Source organism: Streptomyces sp. NPDC046379 (genome assembly GCF_055587785.1).
This window is the reverse complement of sequence record NZ_JBVJFP010000009.1, coordinates 240,362-264,096: the sequence shown is the minus strand read 5'-3', so window position 1 is coordinate 264,096 and position 23,735 is coordinate 240,362. Positions and strand designations below refer to the sequence as shown.

At 71.8% G+C, this 23,735-nt stretch carries 23 protein-coding genes, 6 tRNA genes and 1 pseudogene; 10 read left to right on the top strand and 20 right to left on the bottom strand.

The features are described from left to right. Positions 1-4: 4 nt before the first annotated feature. The 7 genes from ACZ6KF_RS18280 to ACZ6KF_RS18250 form a co-directional block, all read right to left on the bottom strand. On the bottom strand, positions 5-2,740 hold the full coding sequence (locus tag ACZ6KF_RS18280; RefSeq protein ID WP_469239210.1) for an exo-rhamnogalacturonan lyase family protein: 2,736 nt from the start codon (positions 2,738-2,740) through the stop codon (positions 5-7). Positions 2,741-2,861: 121 nt separating this feature from the next. Then, complete coding sequence (locus ACZ6KF_RS18275; RefSeq protein ID WP_356627084.1) at positions 2,862-3,452, bottom strand: hypothetical protein; 591 nt, start codon at positions 3,450-3,452, stop codon at positions 2,862-2,864. Between the two features lie 12 nt (positions 3,453-3,464). After that, complete coding sequence (locus tag ACZ6KF_RS18270) at positions 3,465-4,358, bottom strand: carbohydrate ABC transporter permease (RefSeq protein ID WP_356627083.1); 894 nt, start codon at positions 4,356-4,358, stop codon at positions 3,465-3,467. After that, complete coding sequence (locus ACZ6KF_RS18265; protein ID WP_469159157.1) at positions 4,355-5,356, bottom strand: carbohydrate ABC transporter permease; 1,002 nt, start codon at positions 5,354-5,356, stop codon at positions 4,355-4,357. The genes ACZ6KF_RS18270 and ACZ6KF_RS18265 overlap by 4 nt, the downstream gene beginning before the upstream one ends. Beyond that, a complete protein-coding gene (locus ACZ6KF_RS18260) occupies positions 5,356-6,645 on the bottom strand; it encodes an ABC transporter substrate-binding protein (protein WP_356627081.1) in 1,290 nt (429 codons plus the stop codon). The genes ACZ6KF_RS18265 and ACZ6KF_RS18260 overlap by 1 nt, the downstream gene beginning before the upstream one ends. Positions 6,646-7,524: 879 nt before the next feature. Beyond that, positions 7,525-7,596: transfer RNA gene (locus ACZ6KF_RS18255), tRNA-Val, on the bottom strand. 57 nt (positions 7,597-7,653) lie between these two features. Then, positions 7,654-8,106, bottom strand: a complete 453-nt coding sequence (locus tag ACZ6KF_RS18250; protein WP_356627080.1) for a TIGR02611 family protein — start codon at positions 8,104-8,106, stop codon at positions 7,654-7,656. Positions 8,107-8,297: 191 nt separating this feature from the next. Between ACZ6KF_RS18250 and ACZ6KF_RS18245 the strand changes: the two genes are divergently transcribed. Together ACZ6KF_RS18245 and ACZ6KF_RS18240 are read left to right on the top strand one after the other, a co-directional pair. Next, positions 8,298-8,711, top strand: a complete 414-nt coding sequence (locus tag ACZ6KF_RS18245; protein ID WP_004002642.1) for an SsgA family sporulation/cell division regulator — start codon at positions 8,298-8,300, stop codon at positions 8,709-8,711. Between the two features lie 313 nt (positions 8,712-9,024). After that, a complete protein-coding gene (locus ACZ6KF_RS18240; RefSeq protein ID WP_469159156.1) occupies positions 9,025-9,585 on the top strand; it encodes a CGNR zinc finger domain-containing protein in 561 nt (186 codons plus the stop codon). A 47-nt stretch (positions 9,586-9,632) separates the two neighbouring features. On the opposite strand, the gene ACZ6KF_RS18235 is transcribed toward ACZ6KF_RS18240, so the two are convergent. From ACZ6KF_RS18235 to ACZ6KF_RS18225, 3 genes are all read right to left on the bottom strand, one after another. Then, entirely contained in the window at positions 9,633-9,785 is a 153-nt protein-coding gene (locus ACZ6KF_RS18235; protein ID WP_356627078.1) for a hypothetical protein, read from the bottom strand. A 506-nt stretch (positions 9,786-10,291) separates the two neighbouring features. Next, positions 10,292-10,570: a GlsB/YeaQ/YmgE family stress response membrane protein gene (locus tag ACZ6KF_RS18230; protein ID WP_356627077.1), complete on the bottom strand. Its 279-nt coding sequence runs from the start codon at positions 10,568-10,570 to the stop codon at positions 10,292-10,294. A 238-nt stretch (positions 10,571-10,808) separates the two neighbouring features. After that, complete coding sequence (locus tag ACZ6KF_RS18225) at positions 10,809-11,264, bottom strand: MarR family winged helix-turn-helix transcriptional regulator (RefSeq protein WP_356627135.1); 456 nt, start codon at positions 11,262-11,264, stop codon at positions 10,809-10,811. 155 nt (positions 11,265-11,419) lie between these two features. Here ACZ6KF_RS18225 and ACZ6KF_RS18220 point away from each other — a divergent pair, with 155 nt between their 5' ends. Next, positions 11,420-11,827, top strand: coding sequence for an HGxxPAAW family protein (locus ACZ6KF_RS18220; protein ID WP_356627076.1), 408 nt, complete (start codon positions 11,420-11,422; stop codon positions 11,825-11,827). Between the two features lie 299 nt (positions 11,828-12,126). Here ACZ6KF_RS18220 and ACZ6KF_RS18215 read toward each other — a convergent pair whose 3' ends face one another. After that, the gene (locus ACZ6KF_RS18215; protein ID WP_469159155.1) at positions 12,127-12,576 is read right to left on the bottom strand and encodes a hypothetical protein; all 450 of its coding nucleotides are present in this window, start codon (positions 12,574-12,576) and stop codon (positions 12,127-12,129) included. Between the two features lie 224 nt (positions 12,577-12,800). On the opposite strand from ACZ6KF_RS18215, the gene ACZ6KF_RS18210 reads away from it, so the two are divergent. Beyond that, complete coding sequence (locus ACZ6KF_RS18210; protein WP_469239208.1) at positions 12,801-13,325, top strand: DsbA family protein; 525 nt, start codon at positions 12,801-12,803, stop codon at positions 13,323-13,325. A gap of 128 nt (positions 13,326-13,453) precedes the next feature. Here ACZ6KF_RS18210 and ACZ6KF_RS18205 read toward each other — a convergent pair whose 3' ends face one another. The 3 genes from ACZ6KF_RS18205 to ACZ6KF_RS18195 all read right to left on the bottom strand — a co-directional run bounded on the left by ACZ6KF_RS18205 (position 13,454) and on the right by ACZ6KF_RS18195 (position 16,451). Then, positions 13,454-14,278, bottom strand: coding sequence for a GNAT family N-acetyltransferase (locus tag ACZ6KF_RS18205; protein WP_469239206.1), 825 nt, complete (start codon positions 14,276-14,278; stop codon positions 13,454-13,456). A 302-nt stretch (positions 14,279-14,580) separates the two neighbouring features. Beyond that, positions 14,581-15,402 (bottom strand): aminotransferase class IV, encoded by an 822-nt coding sequence (locus ACZ6KF_RS18200; RefSeq protein WP_469159152.1) that lies wholly within the window; start codon positions 15,400-15,402, stop codon positions 14,581-14,583. Next, a complete protein-coding gene (locus tag ACZ6KF_RS18195; protein WP_469239204.1) occupies positions 15,399-16,451 on the bottom strand; it encodes a chorismate-binding protein in 1,053 nt (350 codons plus the stop codon). Before ACZ6KF_RS18195 ends, ACZ6KF_RS18200 begins: the two co-directional genes overlap by 4 nt. A 200-nt stretch (positions 16,452-16,651) precedes the next feature. Here ACZ6KF_RS18195 and ACZ6KF_RS18190 point away from each other — a divergent pair. The 5 genes from ACZ6KF_RS18190 (at position 16,652) to ACZ6KF_RS18170 (ending at position 17,110) form a co-directional block, all read left to right on the top strand. Further along, positions 16,652-16,724, top strand: a tRNA-Gly gene (locus ACZ6KF_RS18190). A gap of 36 nt (positions 16,725-16,760) precedes the next feature. After that, positions 16,761-16,834: transfer RNA gene (locus tag ACZ6KF_RS18185), tRNA-Cys, on the top strand. A gap of 1 nt (position 16,835) precedes the next feature. After that, positions 16,836-16,907, top strand: a tRNA-Val gene (locus ACZ6KF_RS18180). A gap of 25 nt (positions 16,908-16,932) precedes the next feature. Continuing rightward, a tRNA-Val gene (locus ACZ6KF_RS18175) sits at positions 16,933-17,004 on the top strand. Between the two features lie 34 nt (positions 17,005-17,038). Next, positions 17,039-17,110, top strand: a tRNA-Val gene (locus tag ACZ6KF_RS18170). Positions 17,111-17,198: 88 nt separating this feature from the next. On the opposite strand, the gene ACZ6KF_RS18165 is transcribed toward ACZ6KF_RS18170, so the two are convergent. The 4 genes from ACZ6KF_RS18165 to ACZ6KF_RS18150 all read right to left on the bottom strand — a co-directional run bounded on the left by ACZ6KF_RS18165 (position 17,199) and on the right by ACZ6KF_RS18150 (position 19,447). Next, positions 17,199-17,510, bottom strand: a complete 312-nt coding sequence (locus ACZ6KF_RS18165) for a TFIIB-type zinc ribbon-containing protein (protein ID WP_356627070.1) — start codon at positions 17,508-17,510, stop codon at positions 17,199-17,201. A gap of 81 nt (positions 17,511-17,591) precedes the next feature. Beyond that, positions 17,592-18,527: a phosphotransferase gene (locus ACZ6KF_RS18160; RefSeq protein WP_469239202.1), complete on the bottom strand. Its 936-nt coding sequence runs from the start codon at positions 18,525-18,527 to the stop codon at positions 17,592-17,594. Positions 18,528-18,766: 239 nt separating this feature from the next. After that, on the bottom strand, positions 18,767-18,973 hold the full coding sequence (locus ACZ6KF_RS18155) for a hypothetical protein (RefSeq protein WP_356627068.1): 207 nt from the start codon (positions 18,971-18,973) through the stop codon (positions 18,767-18,769). Between the two features lie 198 nt (positions 18,974-19,171). Beyond that, the gene (locus ACZ6KF_RS18150) at positions 19,172-19,447 is read right to left on the bottom strand and encodes a hypothetical protein (protein WP_469159149.1); all 276 of its coding nucleotides are present in this window, start codon (positions 19,445-19,447) and stop codon (positions 19,172-19,174) included. Between the two features lie 196 nt (positions 19,448-19,643). Here ACZ6KF_RS18150 and ACZ6KF_RS18145 point away from each other — a divergent pair. Further along, positions 19,644-20,757: pseudogene (locus ACZ6KF_RS18145) on the top strand (serine/threonine-protein kinase); the annotation flags it as partial. A 780-nt stretch (positions 20,758-21,537) separates the two neighbouring features. Here the strand turns inward: ACZ6KF_RS18145 and ACZ6KF_RS18140 are convergent. Together ACZ6KF_RS18140 and cobA are read right to left on the bottom strand one after the other, a co-directional pair. Further along, positions 21,538-22,356 (bottom strand): TrmH family RNA methyltransferase, encoded by an 819-nt coding sequence (locus ACZ6KF_RS18140; RefSeq protein WP_356627065.1) that lies wholly within the window; start codon positions 22,354-22,356, stop codon positions 21,538-21,540. Between the two features lie 46 nt (positions 22,357-22,402). Further along, a complete protein-coding gene (gene cobA, locus ACZ6KF_RS18135) occupies positions 22,403-23,632 on the bottom strand; it encodes a uroporphyrinogen-III C-methyltransferase (protein ID WP_469159147.1) in 1,230 nt (409 codons plus the stop codon). Between the last annotated feature and the right edge of the window lie 103 nt (positions 23,633-23,735).

Below are 23,735 nucleotides of genomic sequence, written 5' to 3'. Positions count from 1 at the left end.
CCGGCTAGGCGGGCATCCTGTCGCCGAGGAGGGCGAGGTTCTCGATGGCGGCGAGGCCGTACAGGGCGGTGTCGTTGGTGGACACCCAGGTGGCCTCGCTGCCGGCGACCAGGCTGACCGGGCCGCTGAGTTCCTCGGTCTTCCAGGGCGAGGACTCCTTGTAGCCGTCGGAGTTGTAGAACTTCTGCCAGGCGCGCTGGGCGAGCTTGTCGTCGCCGGTCTGGGCGGCGGCGTAGGCGTCGAGGCGCGAGTGGCCCTGGAAGAGGATGATCGAGCCGAAGTTCTTGCCGTAACGGGCGGCCTGTTCGGCCTTGGTGGCGTTGTAGTAACGGCAGTAGTCCAGGTACGCCTCCTTGAACTTCGGCATGTCGACGAGGTCGATCAGCTCGGCGCACAGCTCGTTCAGGCCGAACACGGCGGACAGGTGCGAGACGTTGACCTGCGGCTGCGCGGCGACGGCGAACCTGCCGGTGTCCAGGTCGTACAGCCCGGTGCCCTGGACGAAGCCGTTGGGCTGGGCGGCGATGGTCTCCATGGTGGACAGCACGCGGTCCCGGGCCTTCTCCCACTTGGGGCCCTTGCGCTCCCACTCGGTGAGCCACGCCGAGACCAGACCGCTCCAGTCGGTGCCGAAGCCGATCGACAGGGCGTGCCGGTCGGGGGTGTACGGCTCGGTGCGGATCTTGCGGATGGGGTCGAGGACGAGGAAGGTCTCGTCGGAGTCGACGTTGGCGTGCATGAGGTCGCCGACGCGTTCGTCGCCGGTGAGGAAGTAGTAGTAGCGGCGGTAGGTGGTGTTGGCGATGCGCTGCTGCTTGGCGCTGTCGGCGAAGTGCTGGACGCCGTGCCGGGTGCCGAGGCCGGCCCACTGGCCGAGGTGGTAGACGTCGACCTCGCCGGTGTGGCGGGTCATCGCCTCGGCGAAGCGGAAGACGTCGGCGCGGCCGGAGCGCAGGTAGGCGTACCAGAGCCACAGGTCCGGCGAGAGTTCGGAGTTGTCCCAGGCGTAGCCGCCGACGTCGTAACGCCACTGGTGCCGGGCGTTGTCGTAGGTGTGCATGATGTCGCCGTAGTCCCAGAAGCCGTACCAACGGCGCATCTCCACCTGGTCCTTGTAGTAGGTGAAGAGGAAGTCGAGGTGGTCCTCGATCCTGGCCTTGGCGGGCGTCGAGCGGTCGGGCTCGGCGAACAGGCCCTTGCCGAAGACGCCGGCCTTGACGAGCTGCTTGGGCGGGGCGGCGAGCTGGGGCAGCACGCGGACGGCCTTGACCTGTTCGGCGAGGGTCTCGGCGCTGGGGGTGGACTCGTTGGCCCAGAAGAGGAGTTCGGAGGTACGGGCGATGCCATAGGGGGTGCCGAAGCCGGGCTCGTAGTCCTCGTAGGTGATGTTGAGGCCTTCGAGCTGCTCGGGGAAGGTGTCCTGGCCCATGCCGTCGTGGTAGAAGCGCATGTCCATGGGCTGCGCCTCGGGCGACCAGAGCCAGAGGGTGACCTCGGCCTCGTCGGTGTGGGCGTCGCGGATGTCGAGCTGGGCGGGGAACTTCTCCCAGAAGTCGCGCAGTCCGAAGGAGAGGCCGCCGCTGACGCCGCCGACGTAGCCGAAGCCGGAGGCGCGCCGGCCGCCGCCGGCGGGGATCCAGCCGTAGCCCTTCTTGGTGCGCTTGCGCAGGCCGAAGCCGTCGGCGGAGAGCTGGGAGAGGGTGTAGTCGCCCCACTCGGGGATGTACTGGAGGCGGGTGGTGACCCGCTGGTCCCAGGTGGCGGGGTCGGGCAGCTTCCTGCCCTCGAACTGCGCCGCCTGGACGGCCGCCCCGGGGTCGCGGCGCAGGCCGGTGATGCCCTTGACGGCCTCGCGGAGCATGCCGGTGCCCTCACCGCCGATGCGGATGTGGCGGTCGTAGGAGGCGTCGCGCATCGGCACGGTGAAGCGGACGCCGAGGCCGCGGATGAAGTCGCCGCTCGCCTTGCCGGCCTCCTGGGTTCCGTCGTAGGTGATGGTGTGCACCATGCGGAAGGAGTCGGCGCCGGCGTAGAAGTAGAGGCGGACGGAGAACGGCAGCCAGCCGCGGTCGCCCTTGCGGTGCTTGCCGTCGATGCGGACGACCGCGCGGACGGGGCCCTCCTGCTCGACGACGGCCTCGGAGATGGCGCCGTCGAAGCGCTCGCACTTGACGGTGCCCTGGTCGCCGTCCTCGTACTCGGGCTGGCGCAGCAGCACGAGCCGGCCGTTCCTCGCGATCTCGGTGGAGCCGCGGGTGACGGATTTGACGAGGGTGGAGCCGCTCCTGCCGATCCGGGCGGTGATGACGCCGGTCGATATGTCGATGGTGCCGCCGCGGCGGTCGACGGTGACCTTCTTCTCCGGGGCGGCGGGCTCGCCGGGGGCGACGGTGAGCTTGCCCTGGCCGGAACTGACGGCGTGGGCCGTCCATTTGAGGGAGCCGTCGGGCCAGTGGGCGAGGGGCCAGGTCTGCACCGGGACGGAGGCGCCGCTCTCGTCCGTGAGGGCGAAGGTCTGGTCGGCGTCGACGGCGCCCTTGGGCCAGGGGACGCCGACGGTGGAGCCGGGGGCCGCGCCGAGGCCGCCGTCCTCCAGCCAGTCGAGGGTGACCGGGTCGGCGTCGGCGGGCGCGGCGGCGGGGGCCGCCTGGGCGTTTGCGCCGAGGGCCCAGCTGAACTGGGCGGCGGCGCCGACCACGGCGGCCGCCTTGAGAATCGACCTGCGGGGGATGGGAGACATGGCCTTTCCTTTCCGTGCGGGAAGCGTTCCGTGCGTGCCGATGGTCAGGGGCATGACAGACACAGGCGCGGCGCCCGTGGGCGCCGGCCTGGACCGGAGGGGAGAACCGCGGGGACCGCGGTCAGCGTTGCCGGTACCGCTCCTCGACCGCGACGGAAGCCGCGGCCACGGCTCCGAGGACGGGGACGGCGAGCGGTGCGGAGAACCAGGCGGAACAGACCACGACGGCCAGCCCGCCGACGAGCAGGAAGGATCCGGCCGGGTCGAGGACGGTGTGCCGGCCCGCGCCGGCGAGCAGCGCCCGCCAGGAGGCGCCGGGCTGCCAGAGAGCCGCCGCGCGCAGTCCGGCGACGGCCACGCCGATCAGGGCGAGGACCCCGAGGGTCCCCACGAGGGGACCGCCCGGCACCCCGGCCCGCACGGCCTGCACGTCGGCGTACACCAGGCCGGCGACGACCCACCCGGCGAGGCCGGCCAGCCAGCCGCGGCGCACCGCCGCCCGGAAGTCGGCGGCGAACTCGCGCAGCCCGCCGGCCTCGTGAGCCATGTGCCGGCGCAGGTGCCGCGCCCCGGCGGCGAACGCCGCCGGGTAGGTGACCAGCGGCAGCGCGGCCACCGTGATCCACACCCCGGTGAGCAGACACTCGGCGAAGAGGGCGAACCTCCCCCAGCTCCTCGACTCGGTACGGGCCTCGACGCGGGCCTGGGTCATGACCGTTTCACCTCAGCCCTTCAGACCGGACGTCGCCATGCCGTCGATCAGGTACCGCTGGAAGGCCAGGAAGAAGGCCAGGACCGGCAGCAGGGCCACGAGCGACATGGCGATCATGCCGCCGTAGTCGGCCACGCCCTCCTGGTCCACGAACATCTTCAGGCCCAGCGAGACGGTGTACTTGTCGGGCTCGTTGAGGTAGATCAGCGGACCCATGAAGTCGTTCCACGAGTTGATGAACGTGAAGATCGCGCTGGTGATCAGGGCCGGCCGGGACAGCGGGAGGACGATCGACCAGTAGATCCTGAAGTGCCCGCAGCCGTCGAGCCGCGCGGCCTCGTCCAGCTCCTTCGGCAGGTTCCGCATGAACTGCACCATCAGGAAGACGAAGAACGCCTCCGTGGCGAGGTACTTGCCGAGCAGCAGCGGCGTGTACGTGTTGATCATTTCCATGTTGCGGAACAGCACGTACTGCGGGATCAGCAACACGTGATACGGCAGCAGCAGCGTGCCGATCATCAGCGTGAACATCAGGTTGCGTCCCGCGAACCGGATCTTCGCGAAGGCGTAGGCGGTCAGCGAGCAGGAGACCAGGATGCCGACGACCGAACCGACGGCCAGCAGCAGCGAGTTCACGAAGAACGTGGAGATCGCCACGTCCGCGATGCCCTCGGTGAGCCGTTCGTAGTTGGTGAGGATCGGGTCGCTCGGGAAGAGGTCCAGGCTGCCGACGATGTCCTCGCTCTTCTTGAGCGAGCCGCCGACGACCCAGACGACGGGGTACAGGATGACCACGAGGACGGCCAGCGCCCCGAGGTGCCAGGCGAGCGAGCCGGGGAGCTTCCGGCGCAGGGCCGCGGCCCGGCCGGTGCGGGCCGGAGTGATGTCGGTGGCGGGAGCGCTCATCGGGCGTCCTCCTCGTAGTGCACCCAGCGCTTCTGGGACCAGAACAGCACGGCGGTCACGAGGGCGACCGCGACCAGCAGCATCCACGCCATGGCGGAGGCCAGGCCCATCCGGCTGTTCTCGAAGCCCTGGACGTAGAGGTAGCAGGTGTAGACCATCGAACCGTCCGCGGGGCCGCAGGCGTTGCCGCCCGCGCCGCCGCCCACGATGTAGGCGGAGCTGAAGATCTGGAAGGAGTGGATGGTCTCCAGCAGGACGTTGAAGAAGAGGACCGGGGAGATCATCGGCAGGGTGATGTTCCAGAACTGCCGGAACTTGCCGGCCCCGTCCACGTCGGCCGCCTCGTACAGCTCCCGCGGGACCTGCTTCAGGCCGGCCAGGAAGATGACCATCGGGGCGCCGAACTGCCAGACGGTGAGCGCGACGAGGCTGTAGATGATCAGGTCGGGGTCGCCGGTCCAGCCGCCGGCGTCGATCCCGAAGAACTGCTGGGTGCGGTCGACCACCGCGTCGTCCGAGAAGATCGCCTTCCACACGATGGCGACGGAGACGCTCGCGCCGATCAGCGAGGGGGCGTAGAAGGCGGCCCGGTAGAAGGCCTGGCCACGCCGCTTCTGCGCCAGCAGCAGCGCCACGCCGAGCGCGGCGAGCAGCTTGATCGGCGTGCCGACGGCGACGTACCAGAGCGTCACCTGGACCGAGTGGCGCCAGCGGGGGTCGCCGAACATCTCGGTGAAGTTGTCGAAGCCGATCCACTTGGGGGCGTCGAACAGGTTGTAGTCGGTGAACGCGAAGTAGAGCGAGGCGATCATCGGCCCTGCCGTCAGCAGCAGGAAACCGGCGATCCAGGGGGACATGAAGAGGTAGCCGGCCAGGTTCTCCCGGCGGCCCCGCCGCTTGAGGGCGGCGGGGCGCGGGGAGTTCACCGGACCGTGCTCCGGCTCGGCGCCCTTGGTCGGGGCCTCCGTCGCAGGGGCGTGTGTCACGGTGGTTCCCATCAGCCGGCGAGAGCCGTCTTCGACTCGTTGAAGAACTGCTTGACGGCGTCGGACACGGACCGCTTGCCGAGGGCCATCTCCTCCGCGATGCGCAGGAAGGCGGCCTCACAGACGTCGGCGCCGTTCGGGTGCGGGGTGATGGGCTCCAGGACGCCCGCCGCCTCGATGGACTTCTCGTACTCGGCGATCGCCTTGTTGACCTCGTCGGTCGGCTGGTAGGCGGCGAACTGCGCCTCCGTCGCCGGCACGCCCCGGTCGTAGCCCATGATCTTCGCGACCTCGGGGTCGTGGGTCATGAAGTTGATGAACTGGGCGACTTCCTTGGGGTGCTGGGTGCGCTTGGACGCGCTCAGCATCAGGGAGCCGAGGTACTGGCCGGTCTTCTTGCCGTCCGTGGTGGGGATGGGGGCGAGGCCGTACTCACTCTTGCCCTCGGAGGTGTAGCGGATGGTGAAGTTGTCCCAGGTGAACTCCGAGCCCGCGAGTTCCGCGGAAACGGCCGACTTGGGCTTGATCTGGGCGACCTTCTTGGGGTCGGCGTAGAGGCCCTCCTTGACGCCCTTCTCGGCCTTGGTCCACCAGTCGGTCAGGTCGGCCTCGGTGAAGCCGAGTCCCTCCTCGGTGAAGAACGCCTTGCCGTTCTGCCGCAGGTACAGGTCGTACAGGTACATGACGCCGTACATCCCGCTGTCGCCGGCGCGGCCGGTCCTGTCGCGTATCTTCTTCATCGCCGCGTCGTAGTCGTCCCAGGTCCAGCCCTGTTCCGGCTTGACGCCGGCCCGGGTGAAGACGGGCTTGTCGATGACCATGGCCATGGAGTTGGAACCGACCGGAACACCGAGGAGCTTGCCGTCGATCTCGCCGAACTTGTCGAGACCGGCGCGGAATCCGTCCATGGACAGATTTCCTGCCTCGACCTGCTCGCTGAGGTCCAGCAGCACGTTCTTGGCGTCGTACTTGCGAAGGAATCCGACCGCATTCTGGAAAACGTCCGGCGGGTTGCCGCCGGCGGCCTGGGTGTTGAACTTCTTCCAGAAGTCCGCGTAGGGCTGGAAGTCGGTCTTCACCTTGATCTTCGGGTACTTCTTCTCGAAGAGTTCGATCGTCTTGTTGATGCGCTGGGCCCGGTCGTCCGCACCCCACCAGGAGTAACGGATCGTCACCGTGCCGTCAGCGGACGCTCCTCCGTCGCCACCGCAGCCGGTGGTCGCCGCCAGCCCGAGTGAGGCCACCGAGGCTCCGGCCACCTTGAGGATCGTACGCCTCTCAACATTTCGGCTTGCCGACATCAGGCCCCTCCCCGCAGCTTCGTCGCCGCTTCGTGAATCGTTTCAAGTAAGCGCTTGCTGGCACAAGGTACGAAGGGGTTGGGGGTGCGTCAATGATTCGGACAGGAATTTCTTGCGACCGTGACCGGACGGGCGGCCGCTCTCCGCGAGCGGGGGCGGGTGGTGAGCTGACGGAAGGCGCAGGTGAGGGGCTCATGATCGATCAGTCGGACGGGGGTCGGGGGGGCGGACACGTGGGGCCTCGGCTGGACGGGGTGGGGTGTGGTGGGGGCGAGGGGTGTGGGGCGGGCACGTCGGACGGAGAGGCCGGCTCGCCGGGGGCGGTGGGGCGGCAGTGGGGTAAAGCGTAGGTGGTGACGGGACGGAAGCCCATGGGGCGAGGATGTGAGATGGGCGGGTGAGGCGGCCCCGCGGCGGCGAGGTGCAGGACGCGCGCTGCGCCGCGGCGGCGGAACGAGGCCGGGCGTGTCGAGGGCGCGCAGACGGTCGGCGCCCGTGCAGCGGCGGTCCGGAGGGCGGCGCGGCACATCGGCCCGGCGTGCGCGGCTTCACAGGCCGTTCTGGCCGACCGATCACCCGCGACAGGGGAGGGCGGCGGCCTGCGCGGCTCCGTCGGCCGGCGGCGACCGGCACAGCGTCGACAGGCGACGCGAGACGGGCGGCACAGGGCACATCGTCGCTGTGGCCGGCATCGGCCCGGAAGTCCGCGCGGGACCACCGGCAGCGTTTTCGACAGGCGGCTACTGGGTGACCGGCGTCCACTCGCCCACAGTGGCCGGAGCACCCGACCACGGACGACGACAACCGGCCTCCCGCCACCTGCGGGGAGGCAGAAACGACCGCGGCCCATCCGCCGAGGCGGATGGGCCGGTGTCCGGGTGGGCGATACTGGGTTCGAACCAGTGACCTCTTCGGTGTGAACGAAGCGCTCTCCCACTGAGCTAATCGCCCGGGCGCAGGAAGAACATTACCCCATGTCAGGGGTCGGGTGTGCGCGCCCGTCGCCGGTCACTGGTCCTTGATCTTCCAGGGCATCACGAAACCGAACTTCCACAAGTAGAAGCCGGCCAGGGCGGCGACGATCACCAGGCCGATCGTCGTCAGGATGATGTTGCGCCGCCGCACCTTGGGGTCGAGGGCGCGCTGGGCCGCCTCCGTGACCTTGCGCTTGGTCCAGCGCAGCACCAGCTGGGCCCAGACGAACTCCGTCGCCCAGATCGCCATGCCGCCGAATATGACCACCCATCCCGGGCCCGGCAGCGGAAGCATGATGATGCCCGCGACCACGACCGCGAGGCCGACGACGAAGACGCCGACCTGCCAGCTCATGTGCAGCAGTCGGCGCGACTTGATGAACTCGGGCGCCCGCGACCCGAGCCCGCGCTCGCTCTGCACCTCGTCCGTCCCCGTCTCGTTCGCCGTCAAGGCAACCTCGCCAGCCTGGTGACTCCCCGTATTCATACGGCCAGACACTACCGGAGCCGCTCAACTCACCGGAACGGGCGCATGCGGCGAACGGGCTCTCCGCCGGAAGAGTTACGTAAAGGCACGCAAAACACTCAGAGGGGTTTACAACGGCACCGTAGGTGGCATGTCGATTTCGCCGACGTGCGAATCCCCGAGCGCACACTGAGCGAAAGGCCCTGGCGCTTATGAACACCACGGTCAGCTGCGAGCTGCACCTGCGCCTCGTTGTGTCGAGCGAGTCCTCCCTGCCTGTCCCCGCAGGCCTGCGGTACGACACGGCCGACCCCTACGCCGTGCACGCCACCTTCCACACCGGAGCCGAGGAAACCGTCGAGTGGGTGTTCGCCCGCGACCTCCTCGCCGAAGGGCTCCACCGTCCCACCGGCACCGGCGACGTCCGCGTCTGGCCGTCGCGCAGTCATGGTCAGGGCGTCGTGTGCATCGCCCTGAGCTCCCCGGAGGGAGAGGCACTCCTCGAGGCCCCGGCGCGGGCCCTGGAGTCGTTCCTGAAGCGAACCGACGCCGCCGTGCCGCCCGGCACGGAACACCGGCACTTCGACCTGGACCAGGAGCTCTCGCACATCCTGGCGGAAAGCTAGGAGAGCCCCGAGGAGCTGCCCGGCGCCGTCCACTCGGGGAGACGGCTCGGGCGAGGACAACCGCTTCAGGACAACCTCATACGGCACACACCGGCGCCGCCACCGCGAACCCTCGCGAGGGCGGCGCCGGTGCGCTTCCGGGCGGCCCTTCGCTCCGGCCGCCGGGAACCGTGCCGGGGCCGGCACGCGTTGTTACCGGCAAGCACAGCGGGACGGCGGCGGAGCCCGAATCCGATGGGTCCCGCCGGGGGAGCCACTACCATCGGCCAGCATCGGCGGGCGCCCGCCCGTCCCCCAGGCCAGGGAGCGAAACGTGCTGATCACCCACGACACCCGGTGCGCCCTCGACACCGTGGTCGATCTGGTGAACACCGCCCCGGAGGACGACACGACCCCGGACGCGCTGCCGGACGTGGCGGCTCTCGCGGAATTCGTACGAACGCACCAGATCAGCGATGTGGGAGTGCTCTCCGAGTTCGACCTGTCGGCGGTGCGCAAGATCAGGAGCCGGTTCGCCGGGATCTTCGCCGCCCCGGACTCCCGGGCCGCGGCCCAGATGATCAACGAGCTGATCGCCGCGGCCGGCACCACCCCGCGCCTCACCGACCACGACGGCTACGACTGGCATGTGCACTACTTCGCACCGGGCGCCTCCGTCGCCGACCACCTGGCGGCCGACTGCGGGATGGCGCTGGCGTTCTTCGTGGTCGCCGGGGAGCGGGAGCGGCTGCGCCGCTGCGAGGCCCCGGACTGCCGACGCGCGTTCGTCGACCTCTCCCGCAACCGCTCCCGGCGCTACTGCGACAGCCGCACCTGCGGCAATCGTCTGCACGTGGCCGCCTACCGGGCGCGCCGCAAGGAGGCGGCGGGCTGATGCCGACGCGGTGCCCGGCGGATGGCGCCGGGGACCGCGTGTACGGCTCAGAGCAGCAGCAGGTCGTGCAGCGCAGCCATGAGCAGCAGACACCCGATCACCGCAAGGAAGATCATCAGCGGTGGCTGGGAAAGGGCGAAGAGGCATCCACGCGGCTCGTCCTGCGGCGGCGCGGTCTCGCTCTGTTTCGTGTCCAGCATCTCGCGCCGATGATGCCGCAAGCAGCCGCGACCGAGTGATCAACACGCGAGAAATGTGCGGGAGTTCGCCGAATTCCGTGATCGGCGGCGCGATTGTTGACGGCGGACGACAACTTCCGACGGTCCGGTAGGGGTCTTCGAATCTCAGGAATGCCCATTTCTGCGAGCACGAAAGTGGGGCAAACCACACCAACGGTGATCAGACGGTCGGGACGTCATCGATCTCCAGGTCGCCGGGGAATCGGGCGCGACCGCGGGCGGGCGGCGCCGGGCCAGGGCGGCCGAAGGCGGAGGGCCGGAGGGTACGTCCTGGCAGGGTGATCCCCAACGCCCTTGATTCACCGCATCGGCAGGACCGGTGCTTTGACAGCCTCAACGGCGACGGCACGGTGGTCCCCCGCTCGATTCCCCGTGTGCCGGATCGACACCCTGTCCGTCGACGCCATCAACGCGGAACGGCTGCTCGTCGGGTGACGAGCAGCCGTTCCGCGCGAGCCGAGTTCGGGTCAGGCGTGACGGTGGGAATGACGGTTTCCGGTGACCATGCGGTAGACGAGGAGAAGGAGGACGGAGCCCACGATCGCGGCAATCCAGGTGGACAGGTCGAAGAAGCCGTCGATGGAGTCGACACCGAAGATCACCTTGCCGAGCCAGCCGCCGAGGAGGCCGCCCGCGATGCCGATGAGCATCGTGATGATGACGCCGCCGGGGTCCTTGCCCGGCATCAGCGCCTTGGCGATGAAGCCCGCGAGCAGACCGATCAGAATCCAAGCGATGATGCCCATGTGCGTCTCCTCCTGGTGATGTAAAGACTGTGTTAGTGCACCGTCTTCACCGTCAGGCCGGTTGCAAACACTGCGGACGCGATTGATCATCGGGCCGCGTTCCGACTCCGCCGTGCGACTCGCGCCGCCGAGCGCCGTACACGGACCCCGCAAGTGCCGGCACCGGACGCAGGGCGTGCTCGTCCGCGGGGACGAGCACGCGGTCGACCGACGGAGGCGGGCGGGGTGGACAGGTGACTCACCGGCCGGCCGGTGGGTCGGCCGCCGCCTCGCGACGGATCTCTTCCAAGGACTCCTGAAGCAGGTCCCTGGCTCGGGTGAACCAGTCGGCCAGCACGGCGATCTCGTCCGGGCCGTAGTCCGCGAAGAGAACGGACAGGCGCTCGTACAGCGGCCCGTAGACCCTGAGGATGCGCTCCTGCGCGGTCTTCTCCATGACCACTTGCACCCGGCGACGGTCAGCCTCGTCCGCTTGGCGGCGGATGTAACCGGCCTTTTCCAGACGGTTGAGCACACCGGTGACCGCACCGGTGGTCAGTCGGGCGCGCTCGGCGAGGTCACCAGCCACGAGGTGCTCGCCGGCTGCTGCGGCCTCGATGAGGAAGCCCAGACACGTGAGGTCTGTGACGTTGAGGCCGAGACGGCGCGCGATGTCCTGCTGCCCGAACTGTGCCGTCGCGATCATCCGGTCCATCGCGTACAGAGCCTGTTCGGCCGTCGCCGCCGGATGCGCCTTGCCCTTCCCCACACTATCCCCTTAGCATCTAAGTAATTTAGCTCGCGAGTTAAAACGTCATGCGAAACAGTGCCACCCTTCGCCCAGCATCCCACTGCACAAGGAGCCCGACGATGAGCGCACACGGAGACTGCGACATGGGCCACACCGTGGCCGGCTGGACCGGAACCGCCATCGCCCTGATCGGGTTCAGTCTCTGCGGCCTCGGCGTTGTCGCCGTCTCCGCCCTCACCATCCTCATCGGCGCAGCGACCCTCGCCACAGCCGCACTGATCACATGGCTGCTCCACCTGGCCGGCTGGGGCAAGCCGAGCGGGCCCCGTCCGGCCGATCAGTGGGACTGGCGGGTCAGGGACGTCACCGCCCGACGCGGGCACCCGGACTGCTTCGGCTGCCGCATCGCTGGACGGCGAGCGACGACCACGGCCGAGCCCTTGACCGTCGCGGCAACCGCCCAACCGTGGACGGTCGGCCCGGCGGTCGACCCCACAGCGGCGCTCCCGCCCGCCCGAACCCCCTGAACTCGCGAGCAGGAGGGCGGGAGGCCCCGCCGGGAGCGTTGGCCAGGTCGCGCTCGCTGCTGTCAGCGGTGGCTGACACATGAAAGCAGGGCCGGACGCGACTCCGTCCGGCCCTGCACGATTGATGGCGTCGGCGGGGCCGGTCCAGCAGACCTGGTCGGCCCGCTCGGGACGGCCTTGGCACCACCCGCGCGTGGTCGCGGACGTGGATCACAAGAAGGCCGATCCGGGGCGACGCGGATCGACGTCGGCCCTGTCCCCTCATGGACGGCCGCATGGACCCACGGGTCGCCGCACGGTCATATGCCGTGCTTCTTCAAAATGGCCTCGATGTCGCTGAAGTCGTCCCCGGCGTCGGCACGGCCTCCCGCCCGTGGGGAGGCCTGGGCCCGGCCGGCCGGTCGGGCGCCGGCGCCCAGCGAGGGGGCCGAGGCCCCGGGAGCCACCGCGTCACGCTGTGCCGCGGCAGCTTTGCGCTCCTTGCGGCTGCCGCCGCGCCGCCGCTCCACCACTCGCGTCGAGGCGAACAGCAGCCAGGCGGCGCCCAGCACGCCGACGCCCGCCCAGGCCACGGGGCTGAACGCGGTGTCGGCGGCCCACTCGACCACGCCGGTCATGACCAGGCCGAGCGGGACCAGGGAGTAGGCGGCTATGCGGGTGGCCGTCAGGAAGCGCCTGCGGAACGCCGTCACCGCGGCGATGCCCAGGCCTGCCGCGGCCACGGCGGAACAGACGGTCTCGGCAAGCATCCGGTCCTCCAGGCGGGCTCGGTCGGGCAGGGCGCGACGCCCCGTCCGTCGTGTTCCATCGTGCACCCCGGGCCGGGCCGCGGGCCATGCCTGCGGCCGGACATCAGGGACATCTCCGGGTCGGCTCCTCCCGGGCGCCGGCCACCCCCTGCCCCCGAGGGCGGGCCGGGGTCGCGCCCGTCCCGGATTGGGCCGGTCGGGCCGTGACTGGGAGACTGGGCGGCATGAACGACTCCTCCCCCGCCGCCGACCGCCCCACGCCCATCGTCCTCGACGTCTGGTGCGAGCTCCAGTGCCCCGACTGCCGCAGCGCGCTGGACGATCTGAGTGCCCTGCGCGCCCGTTACGGTGACCGGCTGGAGCTGCGGCTGCGGCACTTCCCGCTGGAGAAGCACCGGCACGCCTTCGCCGCCGCCCAGGCCGCCGAGGAGGCCCTGGAGCAGGGGCGGGGGTGGGCGTACGTCGAGGCGGTGCTGGGGCGGGTCGAGGAGCTGGGCCGCAAGGGCGAACCCTTCCTGGTCGAGGTCGCCCGGGAACTCGGTCTCGACGCGGAGGAGTTCGACACCGCTCTGATCGACGGGCGGCACATCCTGATCGTGGACGCGGACCAGGCCGAGGGCAAGGCGATCGGCGTGACCGGCACCCCGACGTACGTCGTCGGCGGGGAGCGGCTCGACGGCGGCAAGAGCCAGGAAGGGCTGCGGGAGCGCGTCGAGGAGATCGTGGACCGGCTGCTCGCCCCGGCGTGATTCCGCACCCGCGGCAGGCGGATGCCCCGCACGCCCCGGCGTGATTCCGCACCCGCGGCAGGGATGCCCCGCCCGCTTCCTCCGGCGGCTCCCCCAGCGGCTGCAGCAAAGGGCCGCCGCAGCAGTGGCTACAGCAGAGGCTTGTGCAGGATGTGGACGACCGGCTCGTAGCCCAGCGACGTGTAGAGGCGCTCGGCCGGCGTGTTTCCCGCGAAGACGTTGAGGCTGAGGACGCGACGGCCCGCCGCGATCGCCTGCCGCTCGGCCAGGAGCATCAGGGACCGGCCGTGACCGCGGCCCCGGTGCGCCGCGTCGGTTTCGACGTCGTGGACGCGCGCGTCGTCCTCCTTGAGCGTCACCCACAGGACACCGACCCGCGTTCCGTCCTGCTCCAGGACGCTGAAGAGGGTGTGTTCGGTGGCCAGGCCGTGCGGGAGCAGCCGCTCGTGATCGTCGTGCGCCTTGGCACGGGCCGCCGCCTCGGGGACGCCGCGCTCGATCCAGGTGCGCGCGTAACGCTCCGTCTCGTGCTCCCGCCACGCGGCGAACTCGGCCTCCGTCATGGGCCTCCCGCGGCTGCCCTCGGGGAGTGCGGGCGGGGTGTCGCCGAGGCGCTTCTCCATGCCGCGGTTGCGCGGGACGTAACCGAGTGCCGTGGCCAGCCGCAGTGCCGCCTCCGCCGTGGCGGGCACAGCCGCCTCGATCTGCCGGCAGCCCCAGCCGCGGGCCACCTCCTCGGCGGCGAGCGCGGCCACCGTGGCCCGGCCGCGGCGGCGGTCCGGCTCGTCCACGCGCAGATCCAGGATGCGGGCCACCGACTCGCCGAGGGCGGGTGAGGTGCCGAGGCGTATCGCGCCGACGGGGCGGCTGTTCACGCACACCTGGAAGTGGCGCGAGAGCGTCCCGTCGGCCGCGCGCTGAAGCGGCTCGGTCGGCCGCAGGGTGGTGGTCATCACCGGTGTTCTACCCGCCGTACGACCGGTGATCGGCCCGAATCGGAAAACCGGACCACGCGGTGGACCGGGAAGCCGGAGCGGGACACCCGACCGGGAAACCGGATCGCGGACCGTACCGGGAAGCCGGGCGGACTGGATCAGGAAACCGGACCACGGAACGGACGGGAAGCCGGACGAACCGAACCGGGAGGCCCGCCCACGGACCGACCCGGGTAAGCCCGACCGGCGCCGCATCAGCGCGACCGGCCGGCGGCGAAAGCCGGCAGACGGAAAACGGGGAACTCCCGCCTCCCGGCGGATCAGGGATCCAGGTCGTGCCCCGACCGCTCCTCGAAGACGCGCATGGCCTTGGCGGTCACCGGGCCGGGGGCGTCCGGCAGTTCGCGGTCGTCGACGCGGCGGACGGCCTGGACGTCGCGCAGGGTCGAGGTGAGGAAGATCTCGTCGGCGCGCGCCAGCACGTCCAGCGGCAGATCGGTCTCCTTGGCGCCGGTCCACTCGATGGTGAGCGCGCGGGTGACGCCGGCGAGGCAGCCCGAGGCGAGCGGCGGGGTGTGGATCTCGCCGTCGAGGACGACGAAGACGTTCGACCCGGTGCCCTCGCAGAGCCGTCCGGCGGTGTTGCCGAACAGCGCCTCGGTGGCCCCCTGCCGGGTCGCCCGGGCCAGCGCGACGACGTTCTCGGCGTACGAGGTGGTCTTCAGCCCGGTGAGCGCGCCCCGCTCGTTGCGGGTCCACGGGACCGTGATCACGGCGGTGGAGTCGGGGCGGCGGCGAGTCCCGTCCAGGGCGACGACCAGGGTCGGGCCGTGCGCGCCGCGGTCGGAGCCGAGCGGGCCGAGGCCACCGGTGTAGGTGATGCGCAGACGGCCGAGCGGCACGGGATTGGCCTCCAGTACGGCGGCGCAGGCGCGGCGGACCTCGTCGCGGTCGGGTTCGGGCAGGCCGAGGCCGCGCGCGGAGCGGGCCAGCCGGTCGAGATGGCGGGTCAGCGCGAACGGCTTCCCGTCGGCTGCCTTCACCGTCTCGAAGACGCCGTCGCCCACGGTCAGCCCGTGGTCGAGGACGGAGACGCGGGCGGCCTCGCTGTCCCGGAGCCCGCCGTCGAGCCAGATCTTCACGTGGGCAGTCCCTCTCCGCTTCCACTCACTTCGTACGCTCCCGACGCTACCTTGAGCAGCCGGGCGGCCTTCAGCTCCGTCTCCCGCCACTCCCCCTCGGGGTTCGAGCCCCAGGTGATGCCCGCGCCGGTGCCGAACCGCAGCATCCCCGCCTCCCGGTCGAGCCAGAAGGTGCGGATGCCCACCGCCAGCTCGCCGGTGCCCCGGTCGGCGTCGACCCAGCCGATGCCGCCGCAGTAGGGGCCTCGGGGTGCGGTCTCCAGGGACCGGATGATCCGCAGGGCGCTGGACTTGGGGGCGCCGGTGACCGAGCCGGGCGGGAAGACCGCCGCCAGCAGCTCCGGCCAGCCGGCGCCGGGGCGCAGTTCGCCGCGGACGGTGGAGACGAGGTGGACGAGACCGGGGTGCTTCTCGACCGCGCACAGGTCTGGCACGGTCACGGTCCCGGTCGCACACACCTGCCCGAGGTCGTTGCGGACCAGGTCCACGATCATCACGTTCTCGGCGTAGTCCTTCTCCAGGAGGTCCGTCTCGGTGCGCCCGGTCCCTTTGATCGGCCCGGACTCCACGATCCGTCCGTCGCGGCGCAGGAACAGCTCGGGCGAGGCCGTGGCCGTCTCCACGCCGTGGTCCGGCAGCCGAATCGTTCCTGCGTACGGCGCCGGGTTGCCGCGCGCGAGCAGCGCGGTGAGGGCGTCGACATCGGCGCCGGGCGGTGCGGGGGCGGACAGGACGCGGCAGAGGTTCGCCTGGTATACCTCGCCGGCCGCGATGTGCTCGCGGACGCGGCGCACGCCCGCCGTGTACGCGGCGCGGTCGAGCGACGACGTCCAGTCGCCGGGTGCCGGTCCCCGCCAGTCGCCCGGCACGGGCGCGGGCACCGGCTCCTCACGAACGTGGGCGAAGCGCGCGCAGGTCAGACGGCCCTCGAAGTCGGCGACGACGGCCCAGAAGCCGGTGGATTCCAGGGCCTCCGGGTCGCCGGTGACGTCGAGCAGACCGGTGGCGACGCGGTCGCCGAAACGGGCCAGTGGAGCGAGGTCGAGCACACGGTCGAGTCTAGGGTGGGTGTCCGCCGGGTGGCCCCGCGGTGACCTCTCGGCCGCCCTGACCACGTCGTACGGCCGTCGGCGGGCCGTCCAGGCGCAGGCGCACCGCAGCACGCTGCGCAAACGCGTTTTTGTCCTGGCCCCGGAATCCGCTAGAGTTCAACTCGTCGCCGGGCCGCGAGAGCGGGCCGAAACGACAGGCGGACGTAGCTCAGTTGGTAGAGCGCAACCTTGCCAAGGTTGAGGTCGCGAGTTCGAGCCTCGTCGTCCGCTCGAAGGAAGCAGGGGACTCCCGGTCCCCGCACTCCTGGTGGAGTGGCCGAGAGGCGAGGCAACGGCCTGCAAAGCCGTCTACACGGGTTCAAATCCCGTCTCCACCTCCAAGGACGATTAGCTCAGCGGGAGAGCGCTTCCCTGACACGGAAGAGGTCACTGGTTCAATCCCAGTATCGTCCACTGGATCTCCCGGAGATCCGTACCCGCGCGATTAGCTCAGCGGGAGAGCGCTTCCCTGACACGGAAGAGGTCACTGGTTCAATCCCAGTATCGCGCACGCAGTGCCCATGATCCGCCGATCGTGGTCCCGAGGACGATTAGCTCAGCGGGAGAGCGCTTCCCTGACACGGAAGAGGTCACTGGTTCAATCCCAGTATCGTCCACGCACCGGAACCCCCGGCCGTCCCGTACGGCCGGGGGTTCCGTCGTCGTGCGCGGGTCACGCGTGGGTCGTTCACGCGCGGTGCGTTGTCAGGACGAGAAGAGCATCCGCCCGAAGCCCTTGTGGCCGTGCTGCCCGTGGTGACCGTGATGACCGCCGTGGTGACCGCCGTGCGGAGCGCCCCAGGCGGGCGCCGCCGGCGCGGGGGGCGGGACCTGCTGGTAGGGCTGGGTCGCGCCCGGGGGCGGCGGCACCGGCTGCGACCACTGGGACTCGAGGCGGGTGAGGGCCTCCAGCTCGCCGTAGTCCAGGAAGATCCCCCGGCAGTTGCTGCACTGCTCGATCTGAACGCCGTTGCGGTTGTAGGTCTGCATCAGTGCGTGGCACTTCGGACACTGCATGGTCGGCTCAACTCCTCGCCGGTCGGTCCTGCTTCGCGTATCGCCAGAACAAGACACTGTCCGGCCGCGGTCGGTTGCACCCTACTTCGCGAAGTTCGTGTGCGAGCGGGCGGGGAGGCCGGCCATGCGCGCGCAGGCGTCCACGAACGACTCCTCCACCTCGTCCAGCGGGCGGCCGGCGGCCACCGCCTTCGCCAGGGACCGGGCGGCGGTCTGCACGGTCAGCGCACAGGCCGGGACGTCGAGAGCGGGCCAGGGATCGCCGTCCGCGGGAACGGCGGGGCCGCCGGCCGCGCGATAGGCGGCGAGGAAACGGGCCCACTGCCCGGGCGGCAGGAGGCCGCAGGCGAACCAGGCGGCCGGGCGGGCCAGGTCCCAGGCGGCAGGGCCCATGCCGAGGTCGTCGACGTCGATGAGCAGCCAGGGGCCGGTGCCGGCGGGCCGCCGGACGAGCTGGCCGAGGTGCAGATCGCCGTGGCAGAGGGTGTCCGGGCCCGGTGCGGGGGCCTCGGCGCGAGCCCAGGCGGGAAGACCGTCCCAGGCGGCCAGGACGGCCGCGGCCCCGGGGTGCGGGTCTGCCGCGCGCAGGAGCGCGACCGCGCGGGCGGCCTTGACCGGTCCGCGCATCGCGGGCAGCGGCACCGGCGGCGGAGTGCGGTGCAGCCGGGCGAGGAGAACGGCGGCCGCTTCCCAGGGGGCCGCGTCGGGGTCGTCGGGGTCCACGGGCGCGCCGTACGGCCAGAACGTGACGAGCCGCCCCCGCACGGTGACCGGCGCCGGCGTCAACGGCGGCAGCAGTACGTCCGGGAGCCGGGCGGCCGTTGCGAGGCGGAGGGCGAGCGCGGCGGGGTCGGTGGCCGGGTCGTGGGCCTTGGCGACGGTGGCCGCGTGGCGGACGACGGTGGCGTCGGGGCGGTCGGCGAGGGTGACGACGGTGCCGCAGACGCAGCGGCCGGTGCGCGGGTGGGCCAGGTCGCCGGCGCGGGCGGTCAGCTCGGCGAGCAGCGGGGTGGTCACGCGGTCTCCCTCGGGACTGGGCACCCGGAGAGGGTACGGCCCTGGGACGGTGGTCCGACTCGGGGGCGCCGCTGCGAGGACCCTGCGAAGGATGCGGGCAGGGGCGGGAAAAGGGCAGAGCAATGCCGGCGCAGCTCCCCAGCTGCGCCGGCATTCTGCCGTCCGCCGCACCCCCGTCCCCACGGGGTTATGGGTGGATGTCCCCGCCCGGACCGCTCTTCCGGGCCTGGGGTCGCCGCTCAGCGCCCCAGCATCACGCCCACGGACGACGCCTGTGTGGTCACTGTCTCCCAGCCGTCGAAGACGACGAGGAGCAGGACCGCCAGGGGAAGGGCCATGATCGTGGCCACCACAGGGTGGCGACGGCCCGTGCGGCTCGGGCGGAACGCGGCGCCGTACGCCTTGCGCCCCGTGCGGATCAGCGTCCGCGGTGCCGTGTGGGCCATGGTCCCTCTCCTGACCTCGCTCAGTTGTCGTTGGCAGCGGCGGGCGTCTGACCTCGGGGGACGAGTGCTGCACCCGCCGCTTGACCTCAAATCTAGGCGGCGTGGGACCACCGGACGTCATGCCCTCGTACCGATTGGCGGGCCTCCCCGAGGATGAGCCGCCGCGTCGTGCGTACTCCCCTGGGTGGAGACGCGCCCCTACGTCTCGGGGTCTTCCCGGAGGGGTCGCCCGCCGTGTCCGGACCTTTCCGAACTGTCCTCCCGCGGCACCGGCTGCTCGACCAGGGCGAGCACCCGGTTCGCCATGAAGCGGGCGGTGCGCACCGCTGTGCCGTTTCGCGTGACTTCGCTCACTTCGACGACCCCTCTGCGGATCGCCGTCTCCACCCGGCGGCCCGCTCTGCTCGCCGTCACCTCGTAGGTGCGCGTCGTGTCGCCCGCGTCCACGACGATCTCCACACGGTCACCCTTCACGGGTTCAATCCCCCTTCCGCGTCGAGTGGTTGGGGTCACGCGGGCCGTCAAGCCGCCCTGCCCGCGCGCTCCTTGACCACTCTTCAAGTCTCCCACCCGGCACTGACAATCGACCGGGTCGAGAGGGCGCGGCTCCTGCGCGAAGGCGGTCGGGGAAACGTAAGCTGTGGCACGTCACACGGATCGGGCAGCGGGGATGAACATGGCGATGATGCGCCTGAGGCGCGAGGACCCGCGCGTCGTCGGCTCGTTCCGGCTGCACAGACGGCTCGGCGCGGGCGGGATGGGCGTTGTCTATCTGGGTTCCGACAAGAAGGGTCAGCGGGTCGCCCTGAAGGTGATCCGGCCGGATCTGGCGGAGGATCAGGAGTTCCGGTCGCGCTTCGCGCGCGAGGTGTCCGCCGCGCGGCGGATCCGGGGCGGTTGCACGGCGCGGCTGGTGGCGGCGGATCTCGACGCCGAGCGGCCGTGGTTCGCCACGCAGTACGTGCCCGGCCCCTCGCTGCACGACAAGGTCGCCGACGAGGGTCCGCTGGCCGCCGCCGACGTCGCCGCCGTCGGAGCGGCCCTGTCCGAGGGGCTGGTGGCGGTGCACGAGGCGGGGGTGGTGCACCGGGACCTGAAGCCGTCGAACATCCTGCTCTCCCCCAAGGGCCCCCGGATCATCGACTTCGGCATCGCCTGGGCGACCGGCGCCTCCACGCTCACCCACGTCGGCACGGCGGTCGGCTCGCCCGGCTTCCTCGCCCCCGAGCAGGTGCGCGGCGCGGCGGTCACGCCGGCGACGGACGTCTTCTCGCTGGGCGCCACGCTCGCCTACGCCTCGACCGGCGACTCGCCCTTCGGGCACGGCAGCTCGGAGGTGATGCTGTACCGGGTGGTGCACGAGGAGCCGCACCTGCAGGGTGTGCCGGACGCGCTGGCCCCGCTGGTGCGGGCCTGCCTGGCGAAGGATCCCGAGGAGCGGCCCAGCACGCTCGATCTGTCGCTGCGGCTGAAGGAGATCGCCGCGCGCGAGGCGCAGGGGCTGCTGGACGGCCGGCCGCCCGCGCCCCGCAGCGGCGAGGCGGACCGGCCCACCGGGCGGCTCGCCGACACCTATCCCGACCGTCCGCTGCGCCGGCCGCCCGGCCAGCAGGGCCCGCCCGGTGCGACGCCGGCGCCGCGCGGCGGATCCGCGGCGCGCGGTCCCGCCCCGGCGCGTGGGGGCGCGCCGTCCCGCGGGGCCGGTCCCGCGCGGGGTGGCGGCACGCCCGCGCGGGGGGACGGTTTCCCGTCCCGGGGCGGCGGCTCGGGGGCGCGGGGCGAAGCGCTGCCGCCCAGGGGGGAGGGCTTCTCGCCCCGGGGAGACGGGTTCGCGCGGGGTGACGGGTTCTCGACCCGGGGCGAAGGTCTTCCCGCGTCGCGCGGTGCTTCCGGGTCCGGGCCGCGGGGAGAAGGGCTCCCGCCTCGCGGCGACGGACACGCTCCGCGCGGTGACGGACACCCGTCGGGGGGCGCCGGTTCCGGCCGCGGTGAGGCTCATGCCCCGCGCGGGGGCGCGTCCGGGCCCCGCGGTGAGGGCTTCGCACCGCGGGGCGGCGGGTCGGCCGCGCGTGGTGGCGGCGCGGGGTCGTCGCGGACCCGGGGCGGCTCCTCGTCGGCGGCGAGGAACACACCGGCCGGACGCGGCACGACGCGCTCCGGCGGTGGGAACCGGCCGCGCGGCGCCTCCGGGCGTCCCGCTGCCCGGTCCACCGGGAGTCTGCTGCGGCCCGCCAATCCTCGGCTGCTGCGACAGCGGCTGTTCGTGTTCGTGGTGGTGACGCTGCTCGTGGCGCTCGGCATCGCGGTCGTGCAGGCATGCCAGGGCCCGGCCCGCGGGTTCGGCGTCCCGTCCCGGCAGGTCGTGCAGTCGGACGAACCGCCACAGGCCGACGGCGCCGTACCGCCGGGCCCGCGCCACGGCTGAGGACGACCGTCCGCCCGTAGTCGCGTCAATGGCGGCCCCTGCCCGGTGGCCAGGCCGCGGCAGCGGCTGTTCGTGAGGGTGGCAGCCTGCGGACTCGGCGGCCGGACCTGCCGGTCGGCCCGCTGGACCGCCGCACCTGCTACGGCCGAGGACGCCCCGCGGTCACCGCGTAGAAGGCCACCGCAGCCGCCGCGCCCACGTTGAGGGAGTCCACGCCGTGGGACATCGGGATGCGGACCCGGGTGTCGGCTGCGGTGAGGGCGCGGCGGGTGAGGCCGTCGCCCTCGGCGCCCAGCATCAGGGCGACGCGGTCCATACGGTGCGGGGCAGTCTCGTCCAGGGTCTTCGCCGTCTCGTCGGGGGTGAGGGCGAGCACCGTGAAACCGGCCTCCCGGACCGTCTCCAGGCTTCCCGGCCAGGGGTCCAGACGGGCGTACGGCACGGAGAAGACCGCGCCCATCGACACCTTCACGCTGCGGCGGTAGAGCGGGTCGGCGCAGTCCGGGGAGAGCAGGACGGCGTCCATGCCGAGGGCGGCGGCGGAGCGGAAGATCGCGCCGATGTTGGTGTGGTCGTTGACCGACTCCATGATCACGACCCGGCGCGCGGTCCGCAGCAGGTCCCCGGCCGTGGGCAGCGGCTTGCGCTGCATGGAGGCGAGCGCGCCGCGGTGCACGTGGTAGCCGGTGACCTGCTCGGCCAGGCCCGGTTCGACCACGTAGACCGGGGCCGGGGACTCCTCGATGACGTCCCGCATGACGTCGACCCACTTCGCGGACAGCAGCATCGACCGCATGGCGTACCCGGCCTCCCGCGCCCGCCGGATCACCTTCTCGCCCTCGGCGATGAACAGGCCCTCGGCGGGTTCGCGGCGGCGGCGCAGGTCGACGTCGGTCAGGCCCGTGTAGTCGTGCAGACGCGGGTCGCCGGGGTCGTCGACGGTGATGAGTTCGGCCACGGGGTGATGCTGCCTTGTCCTGGGTGGGGCGGTGCGGGAAACGGGGTCACTCGGGGCGCGGGCCGACGGCGACGACCTCGCCGATCACGATGACCGCGGGCGGTTTCACGTCCTGCGAGCGGACCGTTTCGCCGACGGTGGCGAGGGTCGCGTCGACGCGTCGCTGGGCGGCGGTCGTGCCCTCCTGGACGAGGGCGACGGGGGTGTCGGGCGACTTGCCGTGCGCGACGAGGGTCTCGGCGATCCGTCCGATCTTGTCGACGCCCATGAGGATCACCAGCGTGCCGGTGAGTTTCGCCAGGGACGGCCAGTCGACCAAGGACCGCTCGTCGTCGGGGGCGACATGGCCGCTGACGACGGTGAACTCGTGGGCGACGCCGCGGTGCGTGACCGGGATGCCGGCCGCGCCCGGAACCGAGATCGAGCTGGAGATGCCCGGCACCACCGTGCAGGGGATGCCCGCCTCGGCGAGGGCCTGCAGCTCTTCCATGCCCCGGCCGAAGACGTAGGGGTCGCCGCCCTTGAGACGTACGACGGACCTGCCCTGCTTGGCGTGTTCGATCAGGGCGTTGTTGATGGCCTCCTGGGCCATGAAGCGGCCGTACGGGATCTTCGCCGCGTCGATCACCTCGACGTGCGGCGGCAGCTCGGCGAGGAGGTCGCGGGGGCCGAGACGGTCGGCGATGACGACGTCGGCCTCGGCGAGCAGGCGCCGGCCGCGGACGGTGATCAGGTCGGGGTCGCCGGGGCCGCCGCCGACGAGGGCGACGCCCGGGGTGCGGGTGCGGTGGTGAGGGGCGACGAGGGTGCCGTCGCGCAGGCCCTCGACGACCGCGTCGCGGATGGCGGCGGTGTGCCGGGGGTCGCGGCCACGGGCGCCGGCGGTGAGCACCGCGACCGTGACGCCCTCGCTGGTGCCGGTGGCCGGGGTCCAGGCCGTCGCCGCGTCGGCGTCGTCGGAGCGCACGCACCACACGCGGTGCGCCTCGGCCTCGGCGGAGGCGCGGGCGTTGGCCTCCGGGTCGCTGGTGGCGATCAGGGCGTACCAGGCGTCCGCGAGGTCGCCCTGCGCGTACGGGCGCCGCTCCCAGGTGATCTCGCCCGCGTCCGCCATGGCCTCGACGGAGGGGGTGGCCCGCGGAGAGACGAGGAGGACGTCCGCGCCGGCCGCGATGAGGGCGGGCAGGCGGCGCTGGGCGACCTGACCGCCGCCGAGGACGACGACCCTGCGGCCGGTGAGGCGGAGGCCTACGGGGTAGGCGGGGTGTTCGGCCATGAGGGACGGCTCCTCGTACAGGCGGCGATGCGGTGGGCGCTACGGCTCTGGAGCAGCCCTGACGTGGGAGTTTACGGCTCGGTTCAGCCTACGGCCGGGGCGG

Bases quoted from the DNA above. Each gene is read 5' to 3' on its own strand.
- ACZ6KF_RS18280 (WP_469239210.1), bottom strand. From the start codon at position 2,740: ATGTCTCCCATCCCCCGCAGGTCGATTCTCAAGGCGGCCGCCGTGGTC.
- ACZ6KF_RS18275 (WP_356627084.1), bottom strand. From the start codon at position 3,452: ATGACCCAGGCCCGCGTCGAGGCCCGTACCGAGTCGAGGAGCTGGGGG.
- ACZ6KF_RS18270 (WP_356627083.1), bottom strand. From the start codon at position 4,358: ATGAGCGCTCCCGCCACCGACATCACTCCGGCCCGCACCGGCCGGGCC.
- ACZ6KF_RS18265 (WP_469159157.1), bottom strand. From the start codon at position 5,356: ATGGGAACCACCGTGACACACGCCCCTGCGACGGAGGCCCCGACCAAG.
- ACZ6KF_RS18260 (WP_356627081.1), bottom strand. From the start codon at position 6,645: ATGTCGGCAAGCCGAAATGTTGAGAGGCGTACGATCCTCAAGGTGGCC.
- ACZ6KF_RS18250 (WP_356627080.1), bottom strand. From the start codon at position 8,106: ATGAATACGGGGAGTCACCAGGCTGGCGAGGTTGCCTTGACGGCGAAC.
- ACZ6KF_RS18245 (WP_004002642.1), top strand. From the start codon at position 8,298: ATGAACACCACGGTCAGCTGCGAGCTGCACCTGCGCCTCGTTGTGTCG.
- ACZ6KF_RS18235 (WP_356627078.1), bottom strand. From the start codon at position 9,785: ATGCTGGACACGAAACAGAGCGAGACCGCGCCGCCGCAGGACGAGCCG.
- ACZ6KF_RS18230 (WP_356627077.1), bottom strand. From the start codon at position 10,570: ATGGGCATCATCGCTTGGATTCTGATCGGTCTGCTCGCGGGCTTCATC.
- ACZ6KF_RS18225 (WP_356627135.1), bottom strand. From the start codon at position 11,264: ATGGACCGGATGATCGCGACGGCACAGTTCGGGCAGCAGGACATCGCG.
- ACZ6KF_RS18220 (WP_356627076.1), top strand. From the start codon at position 11,420: ATGAGCGCACACGGAGACTGCGACATGGGCCACACCGTGGCCGGCTGG.
- ACZ6KF_RS18215 (WP_469159155.1), bottom strand. From the start codon at position 12,576: ATGCTTGCCGAGACCGTCTGTTCCGCCGTGGCCGCGGCAGGCCTGGGC.
- ACZ6KF_RS18210 (WP_469239208.1), top strand. From the start codon at position 12,801: ATGAACGACTCCTCCCCCGCCGCCGACCGCCCCACGCCCATCGTCCTC.
- ACZ6KF_RS18205 (WP_469239206.1), bottom strand. From the start codon at position 14,278: ATGACCACCACCCTGCGGCCGACCGAGCCGCTTCAGCGCGCGGCCGAC.
- ACZ6KF_RS18165 (WP_356627070.1), bottom strand. From the start codon at position 17,510: ATGCAGTGTCCGAAGTGCCACGCACTGATGCAGACCTACAACCGCAAC.
- ACZ6KF_RS18155 (WP_356627068.1), bottom strand. From the start codon at position 18,973: ATGGCCCACACGGCACCGCGGACGCTGATCCGCACGGGGCGCAAGGCG.
- cobA (WP_469159147.1), bottom strand. From the start codon at position 23,632: ATGGCCGAACACCCCGCCTACCCCGTAGGCCTCCGCCTCACCGGCCGC.